This is a genomic window from Psychromonas sp. SR45-3, from assembly GCF_014163575.1.
Lineage (GTDB): Bacteria > Pseudomonadota > Gammaproteobacteria > Enterobacterales > Psychromonadaceae > Psychromonas > Psychromonas arctica.
On sequence record NZ_JACJDP010000020.1, the window covers coordinates 38,896 to 62,064 of the forward strand.

Sequence of the window (23,169 nt, forward strand, 5' to 3'; positions counted from 1 at the left end):
TTTTTTTGCTTAATTGCTAATCAAGTTGTTTTTATTTTGTGCAAACATAATCAAAAACAACGCGGAATAGAGTTTTATATGGCTGAAAAAGATAAACTGGCTCTCATTTAATCCAAGAAAAGTGAAACATGAAAATATTACACACCTCAGATTGGCACCTTGGCCAGTATTTTATGATGAAAACGCGTGAGAAAGAACATCAGCAATTTTTATCCTGGTTAATCAAAACAGTGAATGACCAAAAAGTAGATGCTGTGATTGTCGCGGGTGATATTTTCGATAGTGCTTCACCAGCTTCTTATGCGCGTAAGTTGTATGCGGACTTTGTGGTGCAATTACAGCAGAGTTATTGTTCACAGTTAGTGATTGTTTCGGGTAACCATGACAGCGTTGCGGTGTTAAATGAAAGCAAGTCTTTATTAAACGCGTTAAATGTCGCTGTGCTTGCAGGTTTAAGTGAAGATTTAAACGACCATATAATTGAAATAAGTAATAGCAAAGGTGAAAAAGGGCTGGTTTGTGCTTTACCCTTTTTACGTGCAACGGATGTGATGAGTGGCGAGCATGGGTTATCCGCTAAACAAAGGCAGATGAACCTTCAACAAGGTATTGCGCAAACCTATCAAGACATATATCAGTTAGCAAAAGAAAAACAAACCGAGCAACACCAACTACTAATGGCAACCGGCCATTTAACCGCCGTTGGTTGTTCGGTGACTGAATCTGTTCGTGATATTTATATCGGTACCTTAACGGCTTTTCCTTCAACCTTATTCCCTGCGTTTGATTATATTGCGCTCGGTCATCTTCATCGTTCTCAAATGGTGCAAAAAAATAATACTGTTCGTTATTCAGGTTCACCGATCCCATTAAGTTTTGATGAAAGTAAACATCAAAAACAAGTGGTTATTATTGAAACTGATGGCTCTGAATTGACTATTAATGAATATCCTATTCCTTGTTTTCAGCCATTGATGGTGATCACCGGGGATTTAAAACAGGTAAGTGAGCAACTAACGAGGCTAGCTGATGAGTCAAAGGATGATGAAATTTGGGTTGAAGTGAAATTAAAGCAAGCTTACGTGGAGATAGATTTACAGTCGATATTAAACGAAATCGTAGTTGATAGTGGTATTGATATTTTAAAAGTGAGCAGCCCGCAGGTGAATGAGTCAAGTCAATGGAGCGAACAGCAAGGTGTGACGCTTGAAACGTTAACGCCTACGCAGTTATTTGAATACCGGTTAAGCAGCGAAGAGCATCTCAGCGACGTGCAGCAGGAACAATTAACCTTGTTATACAAACAAGTGCTAGCGGATGTGGAGGCGCAATCATGAGAATTTGTAGCTTACGTTTTAAAAATTTAAATTCATTAAAAGGCCATTGGAAAATAGATTTTCAATCGCAAGCTTTTGTTGATAATGGATTATTTGTGATCACAGGGCAAACGGGCGCGGGTAAAAGTACTATTTTAGATGCTTTATGTTTGGCTTTATATCAACAAACTCCGCGCTTGGATAAAATAACCCACAGCAAAAATGAGTTAATGACACGTGGCACTGGGGATTGTGAAGCAGAGGTTGAGTTTGCCGTTAAAGGTAAAAAGTATCGAGTTTTTTGGGGACAAAGCCGAGCCAGAAAAAGTGCGTTAGGTAAGTTGCAGCCTCCCTTTGCTGAGTTAGCCGATGACAATGGAAAAATTATTGCCAGTAAAGTCAGTGACGTTTTAAAGCAAGTGGTAGAGATAACTGGATTAGATTTTTCTCGCTTCACAAAATCTATGTTGTTAGCACAAGGTGGGTTTGCTGCTTTTTTAAATGCTCCGGCCAAAGAGCGTGGTGAATTATTAGAAGAGTTAACGGGCACAGAAATTTACGCGCAAATCTCTAGACACGTCTTTGAGCAAAATAAAATTGTGCAAGCTGAGTTGAAAGTACTAAGTGCACAGTCGCAAGTATTGACCTTACTTTCCGAAGAAGAGATGGCTCAGTTACAGGCAAATATTACATTGTTAGAGACTAAAAAATCAGAGAATGATAAATCTGTTAAGGCATTAGAGTTAGCTATTCGCTGGCATCAAATGGCGCAGTCATTAACTAAAGAGTTAGCACAGCAACAACAACAATTCGATCAAGCACAAACTGCAATGAATGATTTTGAAGTAGATAAAGCCCGTTTACAGTTAGCTGAAAAAGCACAACGTTTAAAACAAAGCTTCGAATATTTGCAGGCTGTGACTGAAAAATGCCTGCAGTTACAAAGCACGCTCACAGTTAAACAGCAACAAGCGGATCAATTAGCAGAAGAAATAAAGTTACAAGCGTTTAAGGTCTCTGAGCTTTCTGAAGCTAAAGAGAAGGTTTTTACACGTAGTGAAAAACAGCTGACCGAGATTAATAAGTCGTTGATTCCCCTTGATTTAAGTATCAAATCAACGGAACAAAGTTTATTAGAGAAAACTCAAGCGGCGACGTCCTATATTGAAAAAATCGATCAACAGCAAAGTACATTATTACAGGAACAATCGACTTTACAGGATAAACAGAAACACTTAGCGGCCCTAGCGTTGAAAAATGCTGCGCAGCCTACGCTTGAGCAGTTACAGAAAAACTTACCTTTAGTTGAGCATCAGATAAGTGATTTCATTAAGCATCAACACAATCAATTAACACTCAACAATAAAGATAAACAATTAGCAGAGCATTTAAGCACACAGCAGAATATTCACGCCACCGAGCAAGAAAAAGGCACTTTACTCGGGCAGCAGCTGTTACAAGCTGAGCAGTGGGTCGGCGATAAAAAACAACAGATTGAGCAATTATTATCTGCACATCAGTTAACGGATTCAAGTCAGCTTAATAGCGCTATTAATCAGTTATACAATGAACAACAAACTGTTTCTCAACAAATTCAATTAGCTGAAAAAATGGCATTGAATGATCAGACTAATACAAAGAAAACGCAGGCAGTTAATCTTTTAAAGACACAACATCAGGAAACGATCCTGACGCTACAGAAGTTAAAAGATAAAGGATTAATCCTTAAGCAGAATGTTGATGATTTAAAGCGTTTGCTTAAACAGGAACAGATTATTTTAAGCTTGGCCGGCTTACAGCAACAGGTTCAACCTGATCAAGCTTGCCCGTTATGCGGCTCATTAGATCATCCTGCACTAGAAAATTATCAGCCTGTAGATGATGGCAATACTGAAAAACGTTTGCAAAATAAAGAGGAAGAATTAATCGCTGCACGTAGTGATTACGCGGGAGTACAATCAGCTTATAAAGCGCAACAGGATCAGCTTTCTGACTTGATCAATGAATTAGAGGAGCTGAACACCACCCAACAAGCTTTATTAGCAGAATGGAAAGCTGCGTATCAACAGCCTTACCTTGAACAAAGTTTAAATCAATTACGTGAGCAACTGCCTGAGTTAAAGCAAACGCTTGGTAAACTTAGCAATGTGCAAATTTTGTTACAACAATTCAATGAACAATTACAAAAAGCACAGAATGAAGCGCAGCAGTTACAGCAACAGCTAAGCGCACAGCAACAAAAGCTTAATAGTTGTGAGCAAAACATCGCCAGTGCAAAAGCCGATATCAATGCCAATGCACATCAGTTAGTGCAAGAGAGTGAGTTATTGGCGACACAAAAACAAAGTATTACTGCGTTATTGAGCGAAGAAGAGGCGATGCAATTATTTGATTCGCCGCAAACTTGGTTAATGACACAACAACAAAAAATCAAAGAATTTGAACAGGATAAACAACAGGCAAAAATGTTATCTGAAGAGATACAACAACTTAATCAAAGTGTGCTGTTAAAGGATCAAGCGTTAAATCAAATCAAAGCGGCTTCAAGTGAGTTAAGCGCAGCTTTGGTCTTGATTGATGCACAGTTATCAAAAGATAAACAACAACGTCTTGAACAGTTTGGTGATAAACCACAGCAAGTATTAGTGGATGAGATCAAACAAGCGCAAGTTGCAGCGGAACAACAGCGAGATCAGGCGTTGTCTACACAGCAAACATTATTGAATAAACAAAATGAATCATCTGGCCAGATATCATCGCTTAACACTCAACTTGAAGAACAACAGTTAGAGAAGGAACATCAACAAAGTTTGTTTGCTGAAAAACTTGCAGCCAGCGATTTTGATGACCAAAAAGCGTTGCTGGGAGCAATGTTAACGGAATCAGAAATTAATCAGTTACAGACTTTACAAACAACACTCAATGAACAGCTCATTAGTCATCGAAGTAAATTAGCAGCGTTAGCTGAGCGCCATCAAGCGCATATTAAACAGCAAGTGAGTAAAGACTCGCTCACTGAATTAGAGTTAAAACTAGCGAGTTATATGCAACAAAATGAAGACATTAATCAGCAGTGGTTAACGGATAAAGCAACGCTCAATAGCGACAAAGTTAATCAACAGAAGCAAGCGGGCATTATCGCTGAGCAACAAAAACGTCAACAGCATGCGGAATATTGGCAGCTCTTAAACACGATGATTGGCGCTGCAGATGGCAATAAATATCGAGAGTTTGTACAGGGGCTAACCTTAGATAACTTAGTGCAATTAGCAAATCAAGAAATGGGGAATTTGCACCAGCGTTATCAATTAAAGCGTAATCAAGAAGACAAACTAGCGTTACAAGTGGTTGATTTATGGCAAGCAAATACAGTGCGAGATGTGAAAACATTGTCTGGCGGTGAAAGCTTTTTAGTGAGCTTAGGCTTGGCGTTAGCGTTATCAAACTTAGTAAGTCATAAAACGCAGATAGAATCGTTATTTTTAGATGAAGGGTTTGGCACGTTAGATGGAAATACCTTAGAAGTCGCTTTAGAGGCGCTTGAGCGTCTTAATGCTTCTGGAAAACTGATTGGTATTATTTCTCATGTGGATGCACTAAAAGAGCGTATTAATCATCAAATTCACGTCAGTAAAGGCGCGTCTGCCGGATTTAGTCAATTAGCCCCTGAATATCATTTTATTGGTAGTACTGCTTCGAGTGATTGGACTGATTCGTAATAGGTACAGGGCATCGGTTAGGAAAGCCGGTTGTAGGTACATAACGGTTAGGTATCAAAGCAAACAGAGTACGATTTAACGGTTGAAACAGGTGTTTTCGCGCACAACACACTGAATAATTAATAGATATTACTGCATAATCAAGTAAGATCATGAAAAAAAACGCAGGGGATAGTATGTTACAACAACAAAGGCACAGCAAGATTCTTGAATTATTAAGTCAATTGGGCCGTGTTTATGCAACTGAATTGAGCCTGCAATTAGGTGTGTCAGAAGATACGGTACGCCGGGATTTAAAGTTATTAGATGAACTTAAACAATTGCGTCGTGTGCATGGTGGCGCTTTACCTTTGCAGCATGAAAGCCAAGAGTATCGTCAACGCCATGAAGAAGTCGACCCCTTAAAGCAACGTGTTGCGCTAGCTGCTATTCCATTAATTAAAGAGGGACAGACGATCCTTATTGATTCAGGAAGCACTTGCCTACAACTTGCAATGAATTTACCGACGCATTTTAATTTCACCGTGGTCACGCCAAGTCCGCTGGTGGCGACTAAGCTTATCCATCATAATAATATTGAGCTTATTTTATTGGGTGGGAAAATATTTAAACCTTCAGTAATGGCGCTTGGTGCAACCACCAATGCTATGTTAAGAAAGATTCATTTTGACTGTAGTTTTTTAGGTGTGTGCGCCTTGCACCCAAGCCAAGGTTTAAGCATTAATCATATTGATGAAGCGGAGACATTATCCACCATTATTGAGCAATCAGAGCAAGTGGTAACCTTAGCGTCCTATTTGAAATTAGGTAAAATGGCGACGCATAAAGTGTGTGATGCGCACAAAATTGATTGCCTAGTAACGGATTCAAGCTCAGACCCTAAGCTATTAGCATTATTTTCAGAGCAGGGGATTGATATTAAAATTTGCGCAGATTAACTCGATCAGCTGCAAACTAGTTTAAGTTATATCGGGCTATACTTGCCAATAAATTGCAATATTGGTAAATGGAATAAAGTAAGGATGTTTTATTTTAAACTGACTAATAGTAAACAATATTCAAAAAATAGAAGGAAGTTTAGTAAATAATGTCTAAGAATGAATCTGTGTTGATTGTTGATGATTCGCAAGTCAGCTTAAAAATAATAGCCTCTTGTCTAAAAGATTTGCATCAAGTTAGTATCGCGACAAACGGCGCGGCATGTTTGCAAATAGCACAAACACACCCTCAGCCTGATCTTATTTTATTAGATGTAACTATGCCGAATATGGATGGTTATGAAGTCTGCGAGCAGCTTAAGAAAAATCCACTGACGGCAGCTATTCCAGTGATCTTTCTGACGGGGTTAGACGCAGAGAAAGATGAAGAAAGGGGGTTGTTAATTGGCGCTGTTGATTACATAACTAAACCGATTCGACCTGCGATTGTGGTGGCTCGCGTTAAAACCCATTTAACGCTTAAATTGCAAAGAGATAAACTCAATCAAATGGCTTTCCATGATCAATTAACTGGTTTATATAATCGTCATTATTTAATGGATATTGCTGAAAGAGAGGTGCTGACCGCGAAACGTCATCACTTTGCGCTTTGGGTGTTAATGATAGATATTGATCATTTCAAAAAGATCAATGATACCCATGGCCACGCGGTTGGTGACATTGTTTTACAAGCCGTTGCAGAAACATTAGCGCAGGATTGTAGCGATCAAGATTTGATTGCTCGCTCCGGTGGTGAAGAGTTTGTGATCCTATTTGATCCCTGTGAAGATGAAGAGGCATTTAATAAAGCCGTGGGTTTATTGGATGCGATTGAATCACTTAATCCACACAGTATTAATGTCACTATCAGTGTCGGTATGGCAAAAATATCAGAACAAGATGAAAATTTTGGACGTTTTTTAAAGCGTGCAGATGATGCTTTATATCAAGCGAAAAAGAATGGCAGAAACAGATTAGAAATTGCGTAATTAAGGCTTTTATCAACTTATCGTTATTAACGGTGGCCGGCAAAAGCTAAGCAGTAAAAACAGTATAGTAAAGACAAAAAAGGCAACCGAAGTTGCCTTTTGATGTTTAGTAAGCAGATTAGCCTTTAAACATTAAAGCGGAAGTGAATAACATCGCCGTCTTTAGTGACGTACGATTTACCTTCTAAACGCCATTTACCTGCTTCTTTTGCGCCAGCTTCACCTTTAAATTCAACAAAGTCATCAAAGCTAATAATTTCAGCGCGGATGAAACCACGTTCAAAATCAGTATGGATTTTACCCGCTGCTTGCGGTGCTGTTGCACCAACAGGTACAGTCCAAGCGCGCACTTCTTTAACGCCTGCTGTAAAGTAAGTTTGTAGGTGTAATAGTTCGTAACCGCTGTAGATAACGCGGTTTAGGCCTGGTTCACTTTGACCAATACCTTCTAAAAACTCAGCTTTATCTTCATCATCTAATTCTGCAATTTCAGATTCAATCGCAGCACACACTGGTACAACAACCGCACCTTCTTTTTCTGCAATTTCACGTACTTTATCTAAGAATGGGTTATCTTCAAAACCATCTTCAGCAACGTTAGCAATGTACATAGTTGGTTTAAGTGTTAAAAAGCTTAGGTAGTCTATTGCCGCACGCTCTTCTTTTTCAAACTCTAAACCACGAACCATACCATCAGCTTCTAGATGTGCTTTGATACGTTCTAGAATAGGTAATTCAAATTTAGCGTCTTTATCGCCGCCTTTGGCTTTTTTACCTAAACGTAAAATAGCGCGGTCACAGCTTTCTAAGTCAGCTAGTGCTAATTCAGTGTTAATAATGTCAATATCTTCCTGTGGGTCTATTTTACCCGCTACATGAACGATATTGTCATCTTGGAAACAACGCACAACATGTCCGATGGCATCTGTTTCACGAATGTTTGCTAGGAATTTATTACCCAGACCTTCACCTTTTGATGCGCCTTCAACTAAACCGGCAATATCAACAAATTCCATGGTCGTTGGTAAAACTTTCTGCGGATTTACAATCGCAGCCAGTTGATCTAAACGTGGATCAGGTACAGGAACGATGCCAGTATTTGGCTCGATTGTACAAAAAGGAAAGTTAGCCGCTTCAATGCCTGCTTTTGTTAATGCATTAAAAAGGGTCGATTTACCAACATTGGGTAAACCAACGATACCACATTTAAAACCCATGATTTTATCCTATTAATTAACTGTTATTGTGCTTTGAAGCTATGTAAGCGATTCATCGCTTTTTCTATGCCGTCAACACCTAAAATGTGTGTGCAACGCGCAGCTTCATCGATACTTTGCTCGATCAAATTCTGTTCAGTACTTGTTGCTTTACCAAGTACATAACCGCTAACACGGCTTTTATCGCCCGGATGGCCGATGCCGATACGTAAACGGTAGAAATTTTTATTATTGCCTAACTTGGAAATGATATCTCGCAAACCATTATGTCCACCATGACCGCCACCCAGTTTAAACTTTGCTACTCCCGGGGAAATGTCTAACTCGTCATGGGCTACTAAAATCTCTTCTGGTTTAATTTGGTAGAATTTTGCCATTGCGATAACAGCTTTACCACTAAGATTCATAAAGGTAGTTGGAACTAATAAACGAATGTCGTTACCCGCAAACTGAATACGACCGGTAAGACCAAAAAACTTTGCTTCAGGTTTTAGCTGAATGTTTTCTTGTGAGGCGAGTTGTTGTATGTACCATTGTCCGGCATTGTGTCGAGTATTTGCATATTCGGGGCCTGGATTAGCCAGGCCCACAAGCAATTTAATCGTAGTTGACACGATTACTCAGCAGCGTCTGCTACTTCTGTTGCTTCTTCTTCGCCTTCAGCAGCTACTTTCTTAGCTGTGATAGCTAGTACTGGTAAATCATGCTCTTCGCCTTTAGTAAGCTCAACAGACTCAACACCTTTAGGTAATGTGATGTCAGAGATGTGAACTGTTCCGCCGATTTCAACATTTGCGATATCAACTTCGATGAACGCAGGTAAATCAGCTGGTAAACAAGTTACTTCTAACTCATTTGCTAAGTGAGCAATAACGCCACCATTTTTAACAGCTGTAGCAGTTTCTTCGTTTAAGAAGTGAAGTGGTACAGTTGTTTGTAATTTATGTGTTGCATCAACACGTAAAAGATCTAAATGTTGGATACGCTCTTTGAAAGAGTGACGTTGAATAGCTTTAAGCAATACTTGCTCAGAAACACCATCAATTTCTAAGTTCAATACTGAAGAGTAAAATGCTTCAATAGATTCAACTTTCATTAATTCTTTGTGTTCGAAAGTAAGAGATACAGGATCTTTTCCTGAACCGTATACAACACCAGGTGTTTGGTTTGTGTGACGTAGGCGGCGGCTCGCACCTTTCCCTAAATCTGTACGGCTTGTTGCTACTAATGTAATTGACATGGTAAAACTCCATTGTTGAAAAAACAAAATGTCTTTTCAAATTAAAATAGATTATCGTTTGCGACCAGCGATAACCGCCTTTTTCCCCGTTAGGGTGTATAAAAAAGGCGCGCCATAGTAACTCAGTAAACGCTTTTGTACAAATTAAATGCATAAAAAAAGCGCTTATTTATAACAAATAAGCGCTTCTCAAAATAGAACACAAAGAGAGGGTAACTATCTCATTGCTTCCTTAGTTATAAAAGTAAAACATGAAACCTAGTAATGGAACATCGCAGAAATTGATTCTTCGTTGCTCACGCGGCGTATAGCTTCAGCTAACATACCGCTTAAAGTCAATTGCTTAACTTTACCAGTAGCAAGGATTTCATCTGTTAATGGGATAGAATCCGTAACAATAAACTCATCAATTACAGAGTTTTTAATGTTCTCAACAGCAGAACCAGAGAATACCGCATGTGTTGCGTAAGCATATACAGAAAGTGCGCCACGTTCTTTCAGTGCAGCAGCTGCTTGACATAATGTACCACCTGTATCGATCATATCGTCCACAATGATACAGTTACGACCTTCAACATCACCAATCAAATGCATAACTTGAGCAACATTTGCTTTAGGACGACGTTTATCAATGATTGCTAAATCTGCATCATCTAATAGTTTAGCGTGTGCGCGTGCACGTACTACTCCACCGATATCTGGAGAAACAATCATTGGGTTTTCTAGTTTTTTCTCTAACATATCTTCTAATAGCACTGAGCTACCAAATACGTTATCAACAGGCACATCGAAGAAACCTTGAATTTGTTCAGCATGTAAATCAACAGTCATTACACGGTCAACGCCAACATTTGAAAGGAAATCAGCAACTACTTTAGCAGTAATTGGAACACGGCTTGAACGTACACGGCGATCTTGACGAGCATAACCAAAGTATGGAATTACGGCTGTAATACGACCCGCTGATGCGCGACGAAGTGCATCGATCATTACAATCAATTCCATTAAGTTGTCGTTGGTTGGTGCACAAGTAGATTGCACGATGAAAATATCATCACCACGAACATTCTCATTAATTTGCACGTGAATTTCGCCATCACTAAAACGACCTACGTCTGCGCTTCCTAATTTGATGAAAAGACGATCTGCTATTTTCTGAGCTAGATCGGGTGTTGCGTTACCTGCAAATAGTTTCATGTTTGGCACTTTGAGGACCTCTTTCATCCTGTTGATTTAGTCAATAACGTAATGTCATTAACAAGTGTAATTAATTGAAATTTCAACTAATTAGTCTGATTTTTTTGTAGATAATAATTCACGTAGAGGTGAAGTATTTAAGCCTTCCGCGGTGAAGCAATTCAACCATTTTGGCGTTTGTTGTGCTAATAACTCAGCTTCATTAGCATGGTCAAATGTGCTAAACACACATGCCCCTGTCCCTGTCATTTGAGTTGGTGCGTATTCTAGCAACCAGTCGATGGTATTAGCAACCTTAGGATAGTGTTTTTTGACGCAAGGTTCGCAATCATTTGTCCATTTATTGGTCATAAGTTGCTCATGTTGAAGCTTTTTTGTATCCCTTTTTAAATATGGATTTTTAAATACTTCAGGAGTGGAGATATGGCAATCTGGTATCGCCACTAAATAATGAGCTTGTTTCGGTTGAACTGAATGTAAGATTTCACCTACACCTTCGGCAATCGCGGCTTTTCCATGAATGAAAATAGGTACATCAGCGCCTAATGATTTGCCGAGTTCAGCTAGGGTCTGTTCACTTAAGTTTAAATCCCAATGGTAATTGAGTGCGACTAAGGTTGTCGCTGCATCAGATGAACCGCCGCCTAAGCCGCCACCCATTGGGAGATTTTTCTCTAAATCAATATTGGCTCCCAATGAACAACCTGTATGTTTTTTTAATAACATCGCCGCTTTATAGATCAGGTTACTTTCTAGGGGCACATTCTCGAGGGCAGGGCTGATGCTAATATTGCCACTGTCATTCGCGGTTATGGTGAGGTGATCACAACGATCGATAAACTGAAATAAGGTTTGTAATTCGTGATAACCGTCGGCACGTTGCCCGGTGATATATAAAAAAAGGTTTAACTTCGCTGGTGCAGGCCAGCGGATAGATTCAATTCGCATAATAAACTCGATTAGTTTGCTACTTTCCATTGATTAATAGCTATTTTGACGCGAATATCATCGCGCTTAAGGTTTACTTTGGTGGGTAAAACCGTGCCAGAGAAAACTTGATATTGTTGGAAGTCAACCTCCCAAAGGTTTTGGCTTGCATCTAAACCCACTAGTTCACTGACTTGCTGTTGATCATTTAGTTGGTAAGATGCATTAGCAGGGTTACCTTTGATCCATTGTTGTAAAGCAGCGATAGGGAGATCTAAACCTGGGGAGAGTTGTTTAATTAATGTGTTGGCATCTTGCCCTGTAAACACTTCATCATCATTATTGATTATCTCAACACCTTGTTTATCTTTAGTTACCTGTAAAATACGGGTACCAATAAAAGTAGTTAGTTGAATTGAATAATCATCACCTTGTTGTTGCCAATAAATATTGGCACTCTGGCGATCCGTTTCAAGGAAAATAGCCAGCTTACCGGTGAGTGTCCAGTGATCAAGTTGTTGTAATGTTTGTTGTTGCTGTTCCCAAGTCAGATTAGTTAATAGCGCGTTGTCGTCGGAATCTGAGTTATTAAATTGAGAACAACCAGAGAGGGTAATAATAAATATCAGTGAAAGTAATTTTTTCATTATTAAAGCCAGCCAAGAAAAGTGGTTTTAATATATCAAACTATTTTAGTGATCGCTTTGTTCTTTTGTTTCGCAGATTCAACATTCATTATTTTATTCGTTCATTTTATCTGTTGGCTGGATTTATAGTTCGTTGTCATTGGTAAATTAATTGAAAGCGAAATAACGCATAATGGCTAGATGAAAGGTAATGCATTACCTTGAATAAGTAATGCATTTTATTGGTAATGAATGAGTGCAGACAATTAACCAATCAACTTATCTATGAAATTAGCAATTCTTTTGCGTTGGCTAATGTATGTTCGGTAATACTATCTCCGCCTAATAGCCTTGCGAGTTCATGAATACGTTCTGATTCATCTAATAATTGCATATTAGTATTGGTACTTTTACCATCACTATGTTTATTAACAATCATATGTTGATGACCATTACCAGCTACTTGCGGTAAATGAGTAACACAAAATATTTGTGTGCTTTCACCTAATTGACGTAATAAATTACCAACTACTGCGGCGGTTGCGCCACTGATACCTACATCAACTTCATCAAAAATTAGCGTTGGTGTTGAAACGCGTTGGCTGATGATCACTTGAATCGCTAAGCTGATACGTGATAATTCACCACCCGATACAACTTTACCTAAATTTTGTAAGCCTTGCCCTGCATTAGCTGCAACCTGGAATTCAATGCCATCAATACCAAGAGGACTCAGGCTATCAGCACCGTGTTGAGTCATTGCGACTTCAAATTGACCATCGGCCATATTAAGTTTCTGGATGCTCTTAGTAATTTTTTTACTTAGTTCTTTTGCGTAACGTTGACGGCTTTGGCTGAGTTTTTGTGCATGTTTAATGTAATCTTGTTTTGCGTTATCAAGATCCATCGTTAGCTTCTCTATCTGTGCTTCACTATTATTAAGTTGTTGGTATTCTTTGCTTAGTTTTTGGTGGAACGTATATAACATTTCTGGCTGAACTTGGTGCTTCCTTGCTAATGTCAGCGCCTGGCTTAAGCGTGACTCTAATTGCTCAAATTGCTCTGGGTCCAGCTCTAGTTGTTCGCTGTATTGACGTAATTCGTAGCCTGCTTCTTCAATTTGAATCACGGCTTCCTGTAGCGAAGTGACAATACTTTCAAGCTTGCTGTCGTGCTGTACTTGCGATTCAAGTAATGAAATGCTTTTTTGTAATAGCGTTAGTGCATCGACTTCATCTGAATCCGTTAATAAATTTAAGCTAATTTGTGTGTTTTCTAGCAGCGCGCCACTGTTGGCTAATTTTTTATGCTCGGACTCTATTTCTGTAAACTCGTCCTCTGCTAATGCAAACTCGTCTAATTCAATAATTTGGTATTCAAGTAACTGTTTCCGAGCTTGTTTTTCTTGTTGACTTAGCTGTTGTTGCTGCAATTGTTTTTTTAGAAAGTGGCAACCTTGGTAAGTGTCTTTTACTTTTTGTACTAGTTGTTGATGATTGGCATATTCATCAATAATCGATAGTTGTATATCAGGGCGTAATAAACTTTGGTGTGCATGCTGACCATGAATATTGACTAATAGCTGACCTAAACTTTTTAATTGAGAAAGCGGTACCGGCGTTGCATTAACGTAAGCACGCGAGCGTCCTTCTTTGGTAATAATACGACGTAATAAACATTCGTTAGGGTTATCGCTGAGACTATTTTCTAAATCGTTATTACTTAACCAAGCAAGTGCATTTGGTGTGTCACTTAGGTTAAAGCGTGCGCTGACTTCTGCTTTATCCGTACCTTGTCGGATCATGCTTGCATCCGCGCGGTCACCAAGACATAGGCCTAATGCATCGATAGCAATTGATTTACCTGCGCCTGTTTCACCAGTGATTGTGGTCATGCCTTGGTGAAAATCAAGCTCTAGAAATTTCACAATTGCAAAGTTCTGAACAGTTAATTGGCTTAGCATAAAATAGATATCCTATGATTATCTTAACGATTATATTAACAACGAAATGACCATTAGTTAAAAACAGTGGTTTAAAAGCACTGTTTAAAAACACAGCTTATGATTGTAGTTTAATACTGTTTTTTTAAACAGTAAAGTGCTGTTTGTGTAATTTTCGTTAATTTTTTAATGCTGTTCATTTTCCGATGTATTCAGAAATGTTGTTTTGGTTAATAACAAATAAGTATGAAAGGGGAGGTCGAATGGTAATGGTGATTGATTTGGCTAGAGGGGATTACTTATTCTGGTCTAATTGAACTGAACACTTTAATTTTGGTTAATGAAAGTGGAATTGAGGTTAGTTAAAATCATAACGTCATAAGATTATATTTTTGGCTATTAAATAGTGCCGTTAGTTTTGCGTAGTTCAAGGCGAATTATCGAAGAAATCCGCTGGAATAACGGTGCGATATCGCTTTGCTTATCCAGAACTTAGGTTACTTGAATCAGTACATTCCTAGGATGGCCTGTACTGATTTTTAGTCAGTTAAATATATTAAAAAAGTTTATTACCCCAACCAAATTTAGTTTGAAGTACGTTAAAGTAGTTGTAATTTTGAGGGTGCACCAAATGCAATTTATGCTGTGTCTTTTTAATAATGACTTCATCACCGGGTAACACTGATAAATTAACATGACTGTCGCAGCTGATTTGCATTTCTGTCGTATTTGATTGCGCCATTTTTAATCGCACAACACTATTGGCATCAATAACGATAGGGCGGCTGTTAAGGGTGTGAGGAAACATTGGTAATAAACTAATTGCATCCAGTTTCGGCGTTAAAATCGGGCCGCCTCCTGACAGCGAATAAGCTGTTGAACCGGTTGGAGTCGATAGGATCAAGCCATCTGCACGTTGGTTGATCATAAAGTTGTCGTTAACATATACTTCAAATTCGATCATATGTGCAATTTTATCAGGATGTAACACCGCTTCATTAACCGCTGTACTACTGCTTTTCATATGACCGTGGCTATGCACTTGTGCTTCTAATAAAAAGCGATGTTCAGTTTGATAGTTACCTTCTAATACCTCACTAAGTGGCTGTTCGAAGTTATCAGGATCTAAATCTGTCAAAAAACCTAAATTACCTCTATTTACACCAATTACTGAAATATCGAATCGTGCAAGCACTCTAGCGGCGCCTAACATATATCCATCACCGCCAACGACTATTGCTAAATCGCATTTTTGACCAATCCCCACTAAATCTTCATAGCGTATTTGTGGTAGGTCTAAGTCATCAGCTAAACGCAGGTCAACAATGATTGAATGACCACGAGCTTCTAAAAAATAGTACAGGCTAGTTAGTGTCTGTAGCGCTTCACTGTGTTGTGGTTTGCCGATTAACCCAATGGTTTTAAATTCAGATTGTTGCTGATTATCCTGACTCATAGAATGCCTACTTGCGAAAATGTGATGATTTTCAGTATACCTGTTATAAATGTTTTTATTAACAGGCTTGAAACTATTATTACTATCCCCATAATAGAACTTATAAAATTGACCCAAATAATATTAAGTAGGATTGAATTATGAGCGAAGAACAAAAAAAGACTGTTGAAGAAGCAATTGAAACTGTTTTAGGCGAAGAAGCTGTCGAGCAAAATGCAGAAACAATAACTGAAGATGTTGCTGTTGAAGTTGTTGATGAGCAAGCTGTTCAAATTGAAACGTTAACTAAAAAATTAGCTTTGGCTGAAGAAGCATTAGCTGAGCAGAAAGATCTTGTTATTCGTGCTCAAGCTTTCTCTCAAAACGAAATTCGTAAAGCAGGCATTGATGCGGAAAACCGTCGTAAATCTGTTTTAAGAACATTTGCGAATGCATTAACGCCAGTTGTTGATCACTTAGAATTAGCGATTCAACACGCAGATAAAGAGAATGAAACCTTGAAACCTATGGTTGAGGGCGTTGAAATGACTTTAACTGAGCTATTGAAAGCGATTGCAAGCATCGGTATTCAACAAATCGATCCGATCGGTGAAACATTAAATCCTGAAAAGCATCAAGCAATGAGTATGCAAGTGGTTGAAGGTGTTGCGCCTAACCAAGTTGTTGCTGTTATGCAAAAAGGTTATGAGTTAAATGGCGGTCAAGTTATTCGCCCTGCCATGGTTGTGGTTTCAAAAGCTGCAGAATAATTTTTTTGAAAGCTAAAAGCTTGTAAAAATATCGGCTCAAATAAAAATGAATAAAAAGGTGCGTTAGCACCTTTTTTTATGGCCACATCGCCCTAACTATTAAATGTTAGGCAGGGGGCTGTTAAAGAAATTGCTTTAAATGATATTGATTAAATCAATATTGTGCATAGAGACAAGTGGGTGATTGCCTGTTTATTTATCAATATTCAGCGTTTTAATCATCTATTTTAATCAATAAAGCGGCTTAGTAGTTTCTTGCAATAAGCATTATTTAAAAAAAAGTCATTTTTTTTGCTTGTAGCCCTTGAAACAAAAAAATAGCCCCTTATATATAAAGTATCGAACAGACACTGCCAGCGTGCAGTTAGTCAACTAAACAAGTAACAACATTAACAAGTGTGGAGAGAGTTAAAATGGGTAAAATTATCGGTATTGATTTAGGTACTACGAATTCATGTGTTTCTGTACTGGATGGCGATGTAGCTAAAATCATTGAAAATGCAGAAGGCGAACGTACTACTCCTTCAATCATTGCTTATGCAGAAGATGGCGAAATCTTAGTAGGTCAACCTGCTAAACGTCAATCTGTAACTAACCCAACAAATACTTTATTTGCTATCAAACGTCTTATCGGTCGTCGCTTTGAAGATGAAGAAGTACAACGCGATATCAAAATCATGCCTTACAAAATTGTAAAAGCTGATAATGGTGATGCATGGGTTGAAGCGCGTGGCAATAAAATGGCACCTCCACAAATCTCTGCTGAAGTATTGAAAAAAATGAAAAAAACAGCAGAAGATTACCTAGGTGAAAAAGTATCTGGCGCTGTAATTACAGTACCTGCTTACTTTAACGATGCACAACGTCAAGCAACTAAAGATGCTGGCCGTATTGCTGGTCTTGATGTTAAACGTATCATCAATGAGCCAACTGCTGCTGCATTTGCTTACGGCGTTAATAACTCTAAAGGCGACAGTGTTGTTGCAGTATACGACTTAGGTGGCGGTACTTTCGATATTTCAATAATTGAAATCGATGAAGTAGATGGCGAAAAAACATTTGAAGTATTAGCAACTAATGGTGATACGCACTTAGGTGGTGAAGATTTCGATAACCGTCTAATTAATTTCTTAGTTAAAGAGTTCCAAAAAGACCAGAACTTCGATCTAACTAAAGATCCATTAGCGATGCAACGTGTTAAAGAAGCGGCTGAAAAAGCAAAAATCGAGCTTTCTTCTGCACAACAAACTGACATCAACCTGCCATACATCACTGCTGATGCATCAGGTCCTAAACATTTAAACATTAAAGTAACTCGTTCTAAATTAGAGTCTTTAGTTGAAGATATGGTTAAAGCAACACTTGAGCCATTACGTATTGCACTTAAAGATGCTGACTTATCTGTTGGTGACATCGATGATGTTATCTTAGTAGGTGGTCAAACTCGTATGCCTTTAGTACAAGCAGCAGTTGCTGAGTTCTTTGGCAAAGCGGCACGTAAAGACGTTAACCCTGATGAAGCTGTTGCAATGGGTGCTGCGATTCAAGGTGCTGTACTTTCTGGTGACAAAACTGACGTTCTATTATTAGACGTTACACCGTTATCTCTAGGTATCGAAACAATGGGTGGCGTATTAACGAAAGTTATCGAGAAAAATACAACTATCCCAACTAAACAGTCACAAACATTCTCTACTGCGGAAGACAATCAAAGTGCAGTAACCATTCACATTCTTCAAGGTGAGCGTAAACGAGCTGCGGATAATAAATCTCTAGGTCAATTTAACCTTGAAGGTATTCGTGCTGCAACGCGTGGTGCACCACAAATCGAAGTTACTTTCGATATGGATGCTGATGGTATCTTGCACGTATCTGCTAAAGATAAAGATACTAACCAAGAACAAAAAATTACGATTAAATCAAGCTCTGGTCTATCTGACGAAGAGATTGAAAAAATGGTAAATGACGCAGAAGCAAATGCTGATGCTGATAAAAAGTTTGAAGAAATGGTAACTGCACGTAATCAAGGTGATGCATTAGTACACTCTACTCGCAAACAAATTGAAGAAGCAGGCGATGCACTACCAGCTGACGATAAAGAAAAAATTGAAGCTGCGTTAACTGAACTTGAAGCTGCAATTAAAAGCGAAGATAAAGAAGCAATTGAGACTAAAACGCAAGCGCTAGCTGAAGCATCACAAAAACTAGCTGAAGTTGCTCAACAAAAAGCACAAGCTGGTGAAGCCGGTGCAGAACAACCAGAAGCACAAGCTAAGCAAGATGATGATATCGTTGATGCTGAGTTTGAAGAAGTAAAAGACGAGAAAAAATAATTAGGTAACCCCTAAATAAGTAAGATCGTTTCAACTCGCGGGTTATGGATTTATCTATAATCCGCGTGTTTGTTTTCAATAAACAGAGATTTGAGAAATAACCATGTCTAAACGAGATTGTTATGAAGTACTTGGTTTAAGCCGAGATGCGACAGAGAAAGAAGTTAAAAAAGCTTATAAACGCCTAGCGATGAAGTACCACCCAGACCGTACTAAAGGTGACGATGCGCTAGAAGAAAAATTCAAGGAAGTAAAAGAAGCTTACGAAATTCTTAGCGATCCCCAAAAGAAAGCCGCATTTGATCAATACGGCCACGATGGTGTTAATCAGCAAGGTCACGGCGGTGGTGGTTTCGGCGGTGGCGGTTTTGACGATATATTCGGAGATATTTTTGGTGGTGGCCGCCGTGGTGGTGCGCAGCGTCCTCAACAGGGTTCAGACCTACGCTACAACATGGAGCTAACATTAGAAGAGGCCGTTAAAGGTATCTCTAAAGAGATCCAAATTCCAACATTAGTACATTGTGAACAGTGTAATGGTTCTGGTGCTAAGAAAGGTACAGATACTAAAACTTGTGGCACTTGTCACGGCCAAGGCCAAGTACAAATGCGTCAAGGTTTCTTTGCAGTTAATCAAACTTGTCCTACTTGTCGTGGTAAAGGTAAAATTATCACTGACCCATGTAACAAGTGTCACGGTGAAGGCCGTTACGAGCGCAGTAAAACCTTATCAGTTAAAATCCCAGCCGGTGTTGATACTGGTGACCGTATCCGTTTAAGCGGTGAAGGTGAAGCGGGAGAGCAAGGTGCACCTGCTGGTGACTTGTATGTACAGATGAATGTACGTCCGCATGATGTATTTGAGCGCGACGGCAATGATTTATATTGTGAAGTACCCATTAGCTTTACTGAAGCGGCATTAGGAGGGGAAATTGAAGTTCCTACTTTAGATGGTCGCGTGAAACTGAAAATACCTGCAGAAACGCAAACTGGACGTATGTTCCGTATGCGCAATAAAGGTGTTAAATCAGTGCGTAGTCACTCTACGGGTGATTTAATGTGTAAAGTGACTATTGAAACACCAGTTAAATTATCAAGCAAACAGCGTGAATTGTTAAAAGAGTTTGAAAACTCACTGGGATCAGGTAGCAGCAAAAAGCACCAACCTAAATCAGAAGGTTTTTTGAATAGTTTAAAAACATTCTTTGACGATATAAGTAAATAACCTATTTCATGATAGGATGGGTCGCTTTCGAGCGGCCTTTTTTATGCCTGATAATAAATTATCTAACAGAAAAAGTGCTGATTTTTATCAAAAAGTAGCAAATAGTAAGCGCTTGATTTAGCGATCTTAGGCTATTAGTATTGGCTAACATTCGATTTAAATACTGTAATAATCTGCGCTATTTTGATGTTTATTTTTACGTTGAGTTTTATTCCTGAATCTAACAATGAATAATTAAGTAGCAAAGATAACCGCATACATAACGGTGCAAGTTCAGGTTGAGTCTTTAAATCGTTTGATATAATGGAGCGAATGCCACTTGTCTAATGTTACAATTGTTAAGTGCTTAACAAATCGTACATTTTAATTATACGATATGTTGTAGCTTGGGTAATATGTCGCACGTTAAATCAGTGTTATACCGGTTGTATTAAATATACGTTTTAAATTTTTACGCGGAAAGAGAGTTTAGTTTGAGGTGTAGGTTACTATAAGTGAGTATTCCTTTTATTAAAGTTATCACCAAAAAGTAAACTATTTTAACAACTAAAATAGCGTATTAAATTGTTACAATTAGTATTAGCTCATATTAGTATCATGAGTAATTCTTTACTCATACGGAGAAGTTTAGTGATAAATATCCTGCTGGTCGATGACCATGAATTAGTTCGTACAGGGATAAGCCGTATCATTGATGATGTTCGAGGCATGAAAGTAATTGGCGAAGCTGAAAGCGGAGAAGACGCTGTTAAGTGGTGCCGTAGTAATGAACCAGATGTAATTTTAATGGATATTAATATGCCAGGTATTGGCGGACTTGATGCGATGCATAAAATTTTGCGCATCAATGAAGATATTAAAATCATTATGCTAACCATGCATACTGAAAATCCATTTCCAACCAAAGTAATGCAAGCAGGTGCAGCTGGTTATTTAAGTAAAGGTGCTTGCCCTGAGGAAGTGTTAAATGCAATTCGTATTGTGCATTCAGGACAGCGTTATTTAACGCCTGAAATTGCACAACAAATGGCATTATCACAGTTGTCACCTAATGATGAAGATCCATTTCGTGTGTTGTCTGAGCGCGAACTACAGATCATGATCATGATCACCAAGGGACAGCGTGTTGTTGATATCTCTGAGCAATTAAGTCTCAGCCCTAAAACTATCAATAGTTACCGCTATCGTCTATTTGATAAATTAGGAGTACATGGAGATGTAGAGTTGACTCATTTGGCTATTCGTTATGGAATGCTGGATGCGGATACGCTATAAACAAATACTTTGTTAAAAAATACAAAAAGCACCTTATATTAAGGTGCTTTTTTATATCCTCAGTTTACACTTAATCAACGACTAAACTTTACCGGTGAGCGACATTCTGCTTATGAGCAAATTTAATTCAGATGCATTTTTAAAAACAGTGACCACTGAACCCGGTGTGTACCGTATGTTCGATGATAAAGATCAAATCATCTATATTGGTAAAGCTAAAAATCTTAAAAAACGCTTAAGTAGTTATTTCAGCCTAACTCAAAAACACCCTAAAACATTGGCGTTAGTAAGTCATATTGTTCGTATAGAAGTCACTATCACGCATACCGAAACGGAAGCGTTGATCCTTGAGCATAACTTCATCAAGCAGCACAAACCTAAATATAATGTGCTGTTACGTGATGATAAATCTTACCCTTATTTATTTTTAAGCGACCATAAGCATCCGCAGCTAACCCTAGTGCGTTCGCAAAATAAAAAACGTAAAGGTACTTATTTTGGACCTTATCCAAGTGGCGGGGCTGTGCGCGAAAGCCTGCATTTAATGCAAAAACTGTTTCCTATACGTCAATGTGAAGATAGCTATTATAAAAACCGTTCTCGTCCTTGTTTACAATATCAATTAAAGCGTTGTTTAGGGCCCTGTGTGAATGCTATGCCTGAGCAGGAGTATGCACATCAAGTCGATTTGGCGACCGCCTTCCTACAGGGTAAAAGTCAGCATGTAATTGAAGAATTAGTGACTGAGATGGAGTCTGCGAGCCGAGCATTAGAGTTTGAAAAAGCGGCCGTAAGACGCGACCAAATTCAATCCTTGAAAAAAGTACAAGAGCAACAGTGGGTGAGCGGCGAAGTTGAACAATTAGATGTATTAGGTTTTAGCTATCAACATGGTGTTGCCAGTATTCATATGTTATTTGTTCGACAGGGGCGTGTATTAGGTAGTCGTAATTATTTCCCTAAAGTGCCAAAAAATAGTTCTGAAGAAGAAGTGCTCAGTAGCTTTTTGAGTCAATTTTATTTATCTGGCCAAAATGGTCGTGCCATTCCCCGTGAAATATTATTAAGTGATGATTTTACTGATCGAGAAATTTTTGAGGAGCTGTTCTCAGAACATAGTGGCTATAAAACTAAACTTAAAATTGTGATGCGAGGCGAGCGCTTACGCTTTACTAAATTAGCGAAAACTAATGCCAATGTAGCCTTAAGCACGCACTTAAGTCAGCAAAAATCCATTCTACAACGTTATAACTTACTCGAAGAAAAACTAGAGCTGACCGAGCCTATTCAACGTATGGAATGTTACGATATTTCACATATGATGGGTGAAAAAACAGTGGCTTCCTGTGTTGTCTTTAACCGTGAAGGAGCTAAAAAATCTGATTACCGTCGCTTTAATATTACTGGAATCACTCCTGGGGATGATTACGCGGCAATGGGGCAAGTATTAGCACGTCGCTTTAAAGATTTACAAAGTGCAGAAACAACGCCTGATATTATCTTTATTGACGGTGGTTTAGGGCAATTGAGTCAAGCTGAAACGATTGTTAGTTCACTTGAGCATAACTTCCCGGATAAATACCCACTGTTGATTGGTATCGCTAAAGGTGTTGCACGTAAAGCGGGTGAAGAAACACTTATTTTGGCTGACAGCCATGAAATATTAGAAATAGACAGTGCTTCTCCAGCCTTACACTTGATTCAGCAGATTCGAGATGAATCGCATCGCTTTGCTATCATGGGGCATCGTCAGCAACGAGATAAAGTAAGGCGGACGAGTACGCTAGAAGGGATTGCAGGTGTAGGCGCTAAACGACGCCAAATGCTACTCAATCATTTCGGCGGTTTACAGGGCGTGAAATCTGCCAGTATTGATGAGTTAGCCAAATTAAATGGAATAAGCAAAAGTTTGGCCGAAACGATTCATGAAGTTTTGCATCATTAGCATTGCTTGCGTACAAGTGAGTTGTCATAAGCGATA

General features: G+C 38.7%; 17 protein-coding genes. 9 read left to right on the forward strand and 8 right to left on the reverse strand.

Features of this window, described 5'->3' with window-relative positions:
* Nucleotides 1-128 precede the first annotated feature (128 nt).
* The 4 genes from sbcD (at nucleotide 129) to H5084_RS11860 (ending at nucleotide 7,001) form a co-directional block, all read left to right on the forward strand.
* The gene (gene sbcD / locus H5084_RS11845; RefSeq protein WP_182690596.1) at nucleotides 129-1,337 is read left to right on the forward strand and encodes an exonuclease subunit SbcD; all 1,209 of its coding nucleotides are present in this window, start codon (nucleotides 129-131) and stop codon (nucleotides 1,335-1,337) included.
* The gene (locus tag H5084_RS11850) at nucleotides 1,334-5,035 is read left to right on the forward strand and encodes an AAA family ATPase (protein ID WP_182690597.1); all 3,702 of its coding nucleotides are present in this window, start codon (nucleotides 1,334-1,336) and stop codon (nucleotides 5,033-5,035) included. The genes sbcD and H5084_RS11850 overlap by 4 nt, the downstream gene beginning before the upstream one ends.
* A 152-nt stretch (nucleotides 5,036-5,187) precedes the next feature.
* Nucleotides 5,188-5,973, forward strand: coding sequence for a DeoR/GlpR family DNA-binding transcription regulator (locus H5084_RS11855; protein WP_245600336.1), 786 nt, complete (start codon nucleotides 5,188-5,190; stop codon nucleotides 5,971-5,973).
* Nucleotides 5,974-6,122: 149 nt separating this feature from the next.
* Nucleotides 6,123-7,001, forward strand: a complete 879-nt coding sequence (locus tag H5084_RS11860; RefSeq protein ID WP_182690598.1) for a diguanylate cyclase — start codon at nucleotides 6,123-6,125, stop codon at nucleotides 6,999-7,001.
* 125 nt (nucleotides 7,002-7,126) lie between these two features.
* Here H5084_RS11860 and ychF read toward each other — a convergent pair whose 3' ends face one another.
* The 8 genes from ychF to nadK form a co-directional block, all read right to left on the reverse strand.
* Entirely contained in the window at nucleotides 7,127-8,218 is a 1,092-nt protein-coding gene (gene ychF / locus H5084_RS11865; protein ID WP_182690599.1) for a redox-regulated ATPase YchF, read from the reverse strand.
* A 23-nt stretch (nucleotides 8,219-8,241) separates the two neighbouring features.
* Nucleotides 8,242-8,832, reverse strand: a complete 591-nt coding sequence (pth, locus tag H5084_RS11870) for an aminoacyl-tRNA hydrolase (RefSeq protein ID WP_028866982.1) — start codon at nucleotides 8,830-8,832, stop codon at nucleotides 8,242-8,244.
* A gap of 2 nt (nucleotides 8,833-8,834) precedes the next feature.
* Nucleotides 8,835-9,458, reverse strand: coding sequence for a 50S ribosomal protein L25/general stress protein Ctc (locus H5084_RS11875; protein ID WP_028866981.1), 624 nt, complete (start codon nucleotides 9,456-9,458; stop codon nucleotides 8,835-8,837).
* A gap of 258 nt (nucleotides 9,459-9,716) precedes the next feature.
* Complete coding sequence (locus H5084_RS11880) at nucleotides 9,717-10,664, reverse strand: ribose-phosphate pyrophosphokinase (RefSeq protein WP_028866980.1); 948 nt, start codon at nucleotides 10,662-10,664, stop codon at nucleotides 9,717-9,719.
* 81 nt (nucleotides 10,665-10,745) lie between these two features.
* Nucleotides 10,746-11,603, reverse strand: coding sequence for a 4-(cytidine 5'-diphospho)-2-C-methyl-D-erythritol kinase (ispE, locus tag H5084_RS11885; RefSeq protein WP_182690600.1), 858 nt, complete (start codon nucleotides 11,601-11,603; stop codon nucleotides 10,746-10,748).
* Nucleotides 11,604-11,614: 11 nt separating this feature from the next.
* Nucleotides 11,615-12,229, reverse strand: a complete 615-nt coding sequence (gene lolB, locus H5084_RS11890) for a lipoprotein insertase outer membrane protein LolB (protein ID WP_182690601.1) — start codon at nucleotides 12,227-12,229, stop codon at nucleotides 11,615-11,617.
* Nucleotides 12,230-12,491: 262 nt separating this feature from the next.
* Nucleotides 12,492-14,171 (reverse strand): DNA repair protein RecN, encoded by a 1,680-nt coding sequence (gene recN / locus H5084_RS11895; protein WP_182690602.1) that lies wholly within the window; start codon nucleotides 14,169-14,171, stop codon nucleotides 12,492-12,494.
* 535 nt (nucleotides 14,172-14,706) lie between these two features.
* Nucleotides 14,707-15,606 carry an NAD(+) kinase gene (gene nadK / locus H5084_RS11900; RefSeq protein WP_182690603.1) on the reverse strand — a complete coding sequence of 300 codons (900 nt, stop codon included), beginning with the start codon at nucleotides 15,604-15,606 and terminating at the stop codon, nucleotides 14,707-14,709.
* A 140-nt stretch (nucleotides 15,607-15,746) separates the two neighbouring features.
* Between nadK and grpE the strand changes: the two genes are divergently transcribed.
* The 5 genes from grpE to uvrC all read left to right on the forward strand — a co-directional run bounded on the left by grpE (nucleotide 15,747) and on the right by uvrC (nucleotide 23,133).
* Complete coding sequence (gene grpE / locus H5084_RS11905) at nucleotides 15,747-16,355, forward strand: nucleotide exchange factor GrpE (RefSeq protein ID WP_028866976.1); 609 nt, start codon at nucleotides 15,747-15,749, stop codon at nucleotides 16,353-16,355.
* 413 nt (nucleotides 16,356-16,768) lie between these two features.
* Nucleotides 16,769-18,688, forward strand: coding sequence for a molecular chaperone DnaK (gene dnaK / locus H5084_RS11910; protein WP_182690604.1), 1,920 nt, complete (start codon nucleotides 16,769-16,771; stop codon nucleotides 18,686-18,688).
* 103 nt (nucleotides 18,689-18,791) lie between these two features.
* Nucleotides 18,792-19,913, forward strand: coding sequence for a molecular chaperone DnaJ (gene dnaJ, locus H5084_RS11915; RefSeq protein WP_182690605.1), 1,122 nt, complete (start codon nucleotides 18,792-18,794; stop codon nucleotides 19,911-19,913).
* Nucleotides 19,914-20,543: 630 nt separating this feature from the next.
* On the forward strand, nucleotides 20,544-21,188 hold the full coding sequence (gene uvrY / locus H5084_RS11920; RefSeq protein ID WP_028868868.1) for a UvrY/SirA/GacA family response regulator transcription factor: 645 nt from the start codon (nucleotides 20,544-20,546) through the stop codon (nucleotides 21,186-21,188).
* A gap of 112 nt (nucleotides 21,189-21,300) precedes the next feature.
* Nucleotides 21,301-23,133 carry an excinuclease ABC subunit UvrC gene (gene uvrC, locus H5084_RS11925; protein ID WP_182690606.1) on the forward strand — a complete coding sequence of 611 codons (1,833 nt, stop codon included), beginning with the start codon at nucleotides 21,301-21,303 and terminating at the stop codon, nucleotides 23,131-23,133.
* Nucleotides 23,134-23,169: the final 36 nt, after the last annotated feature.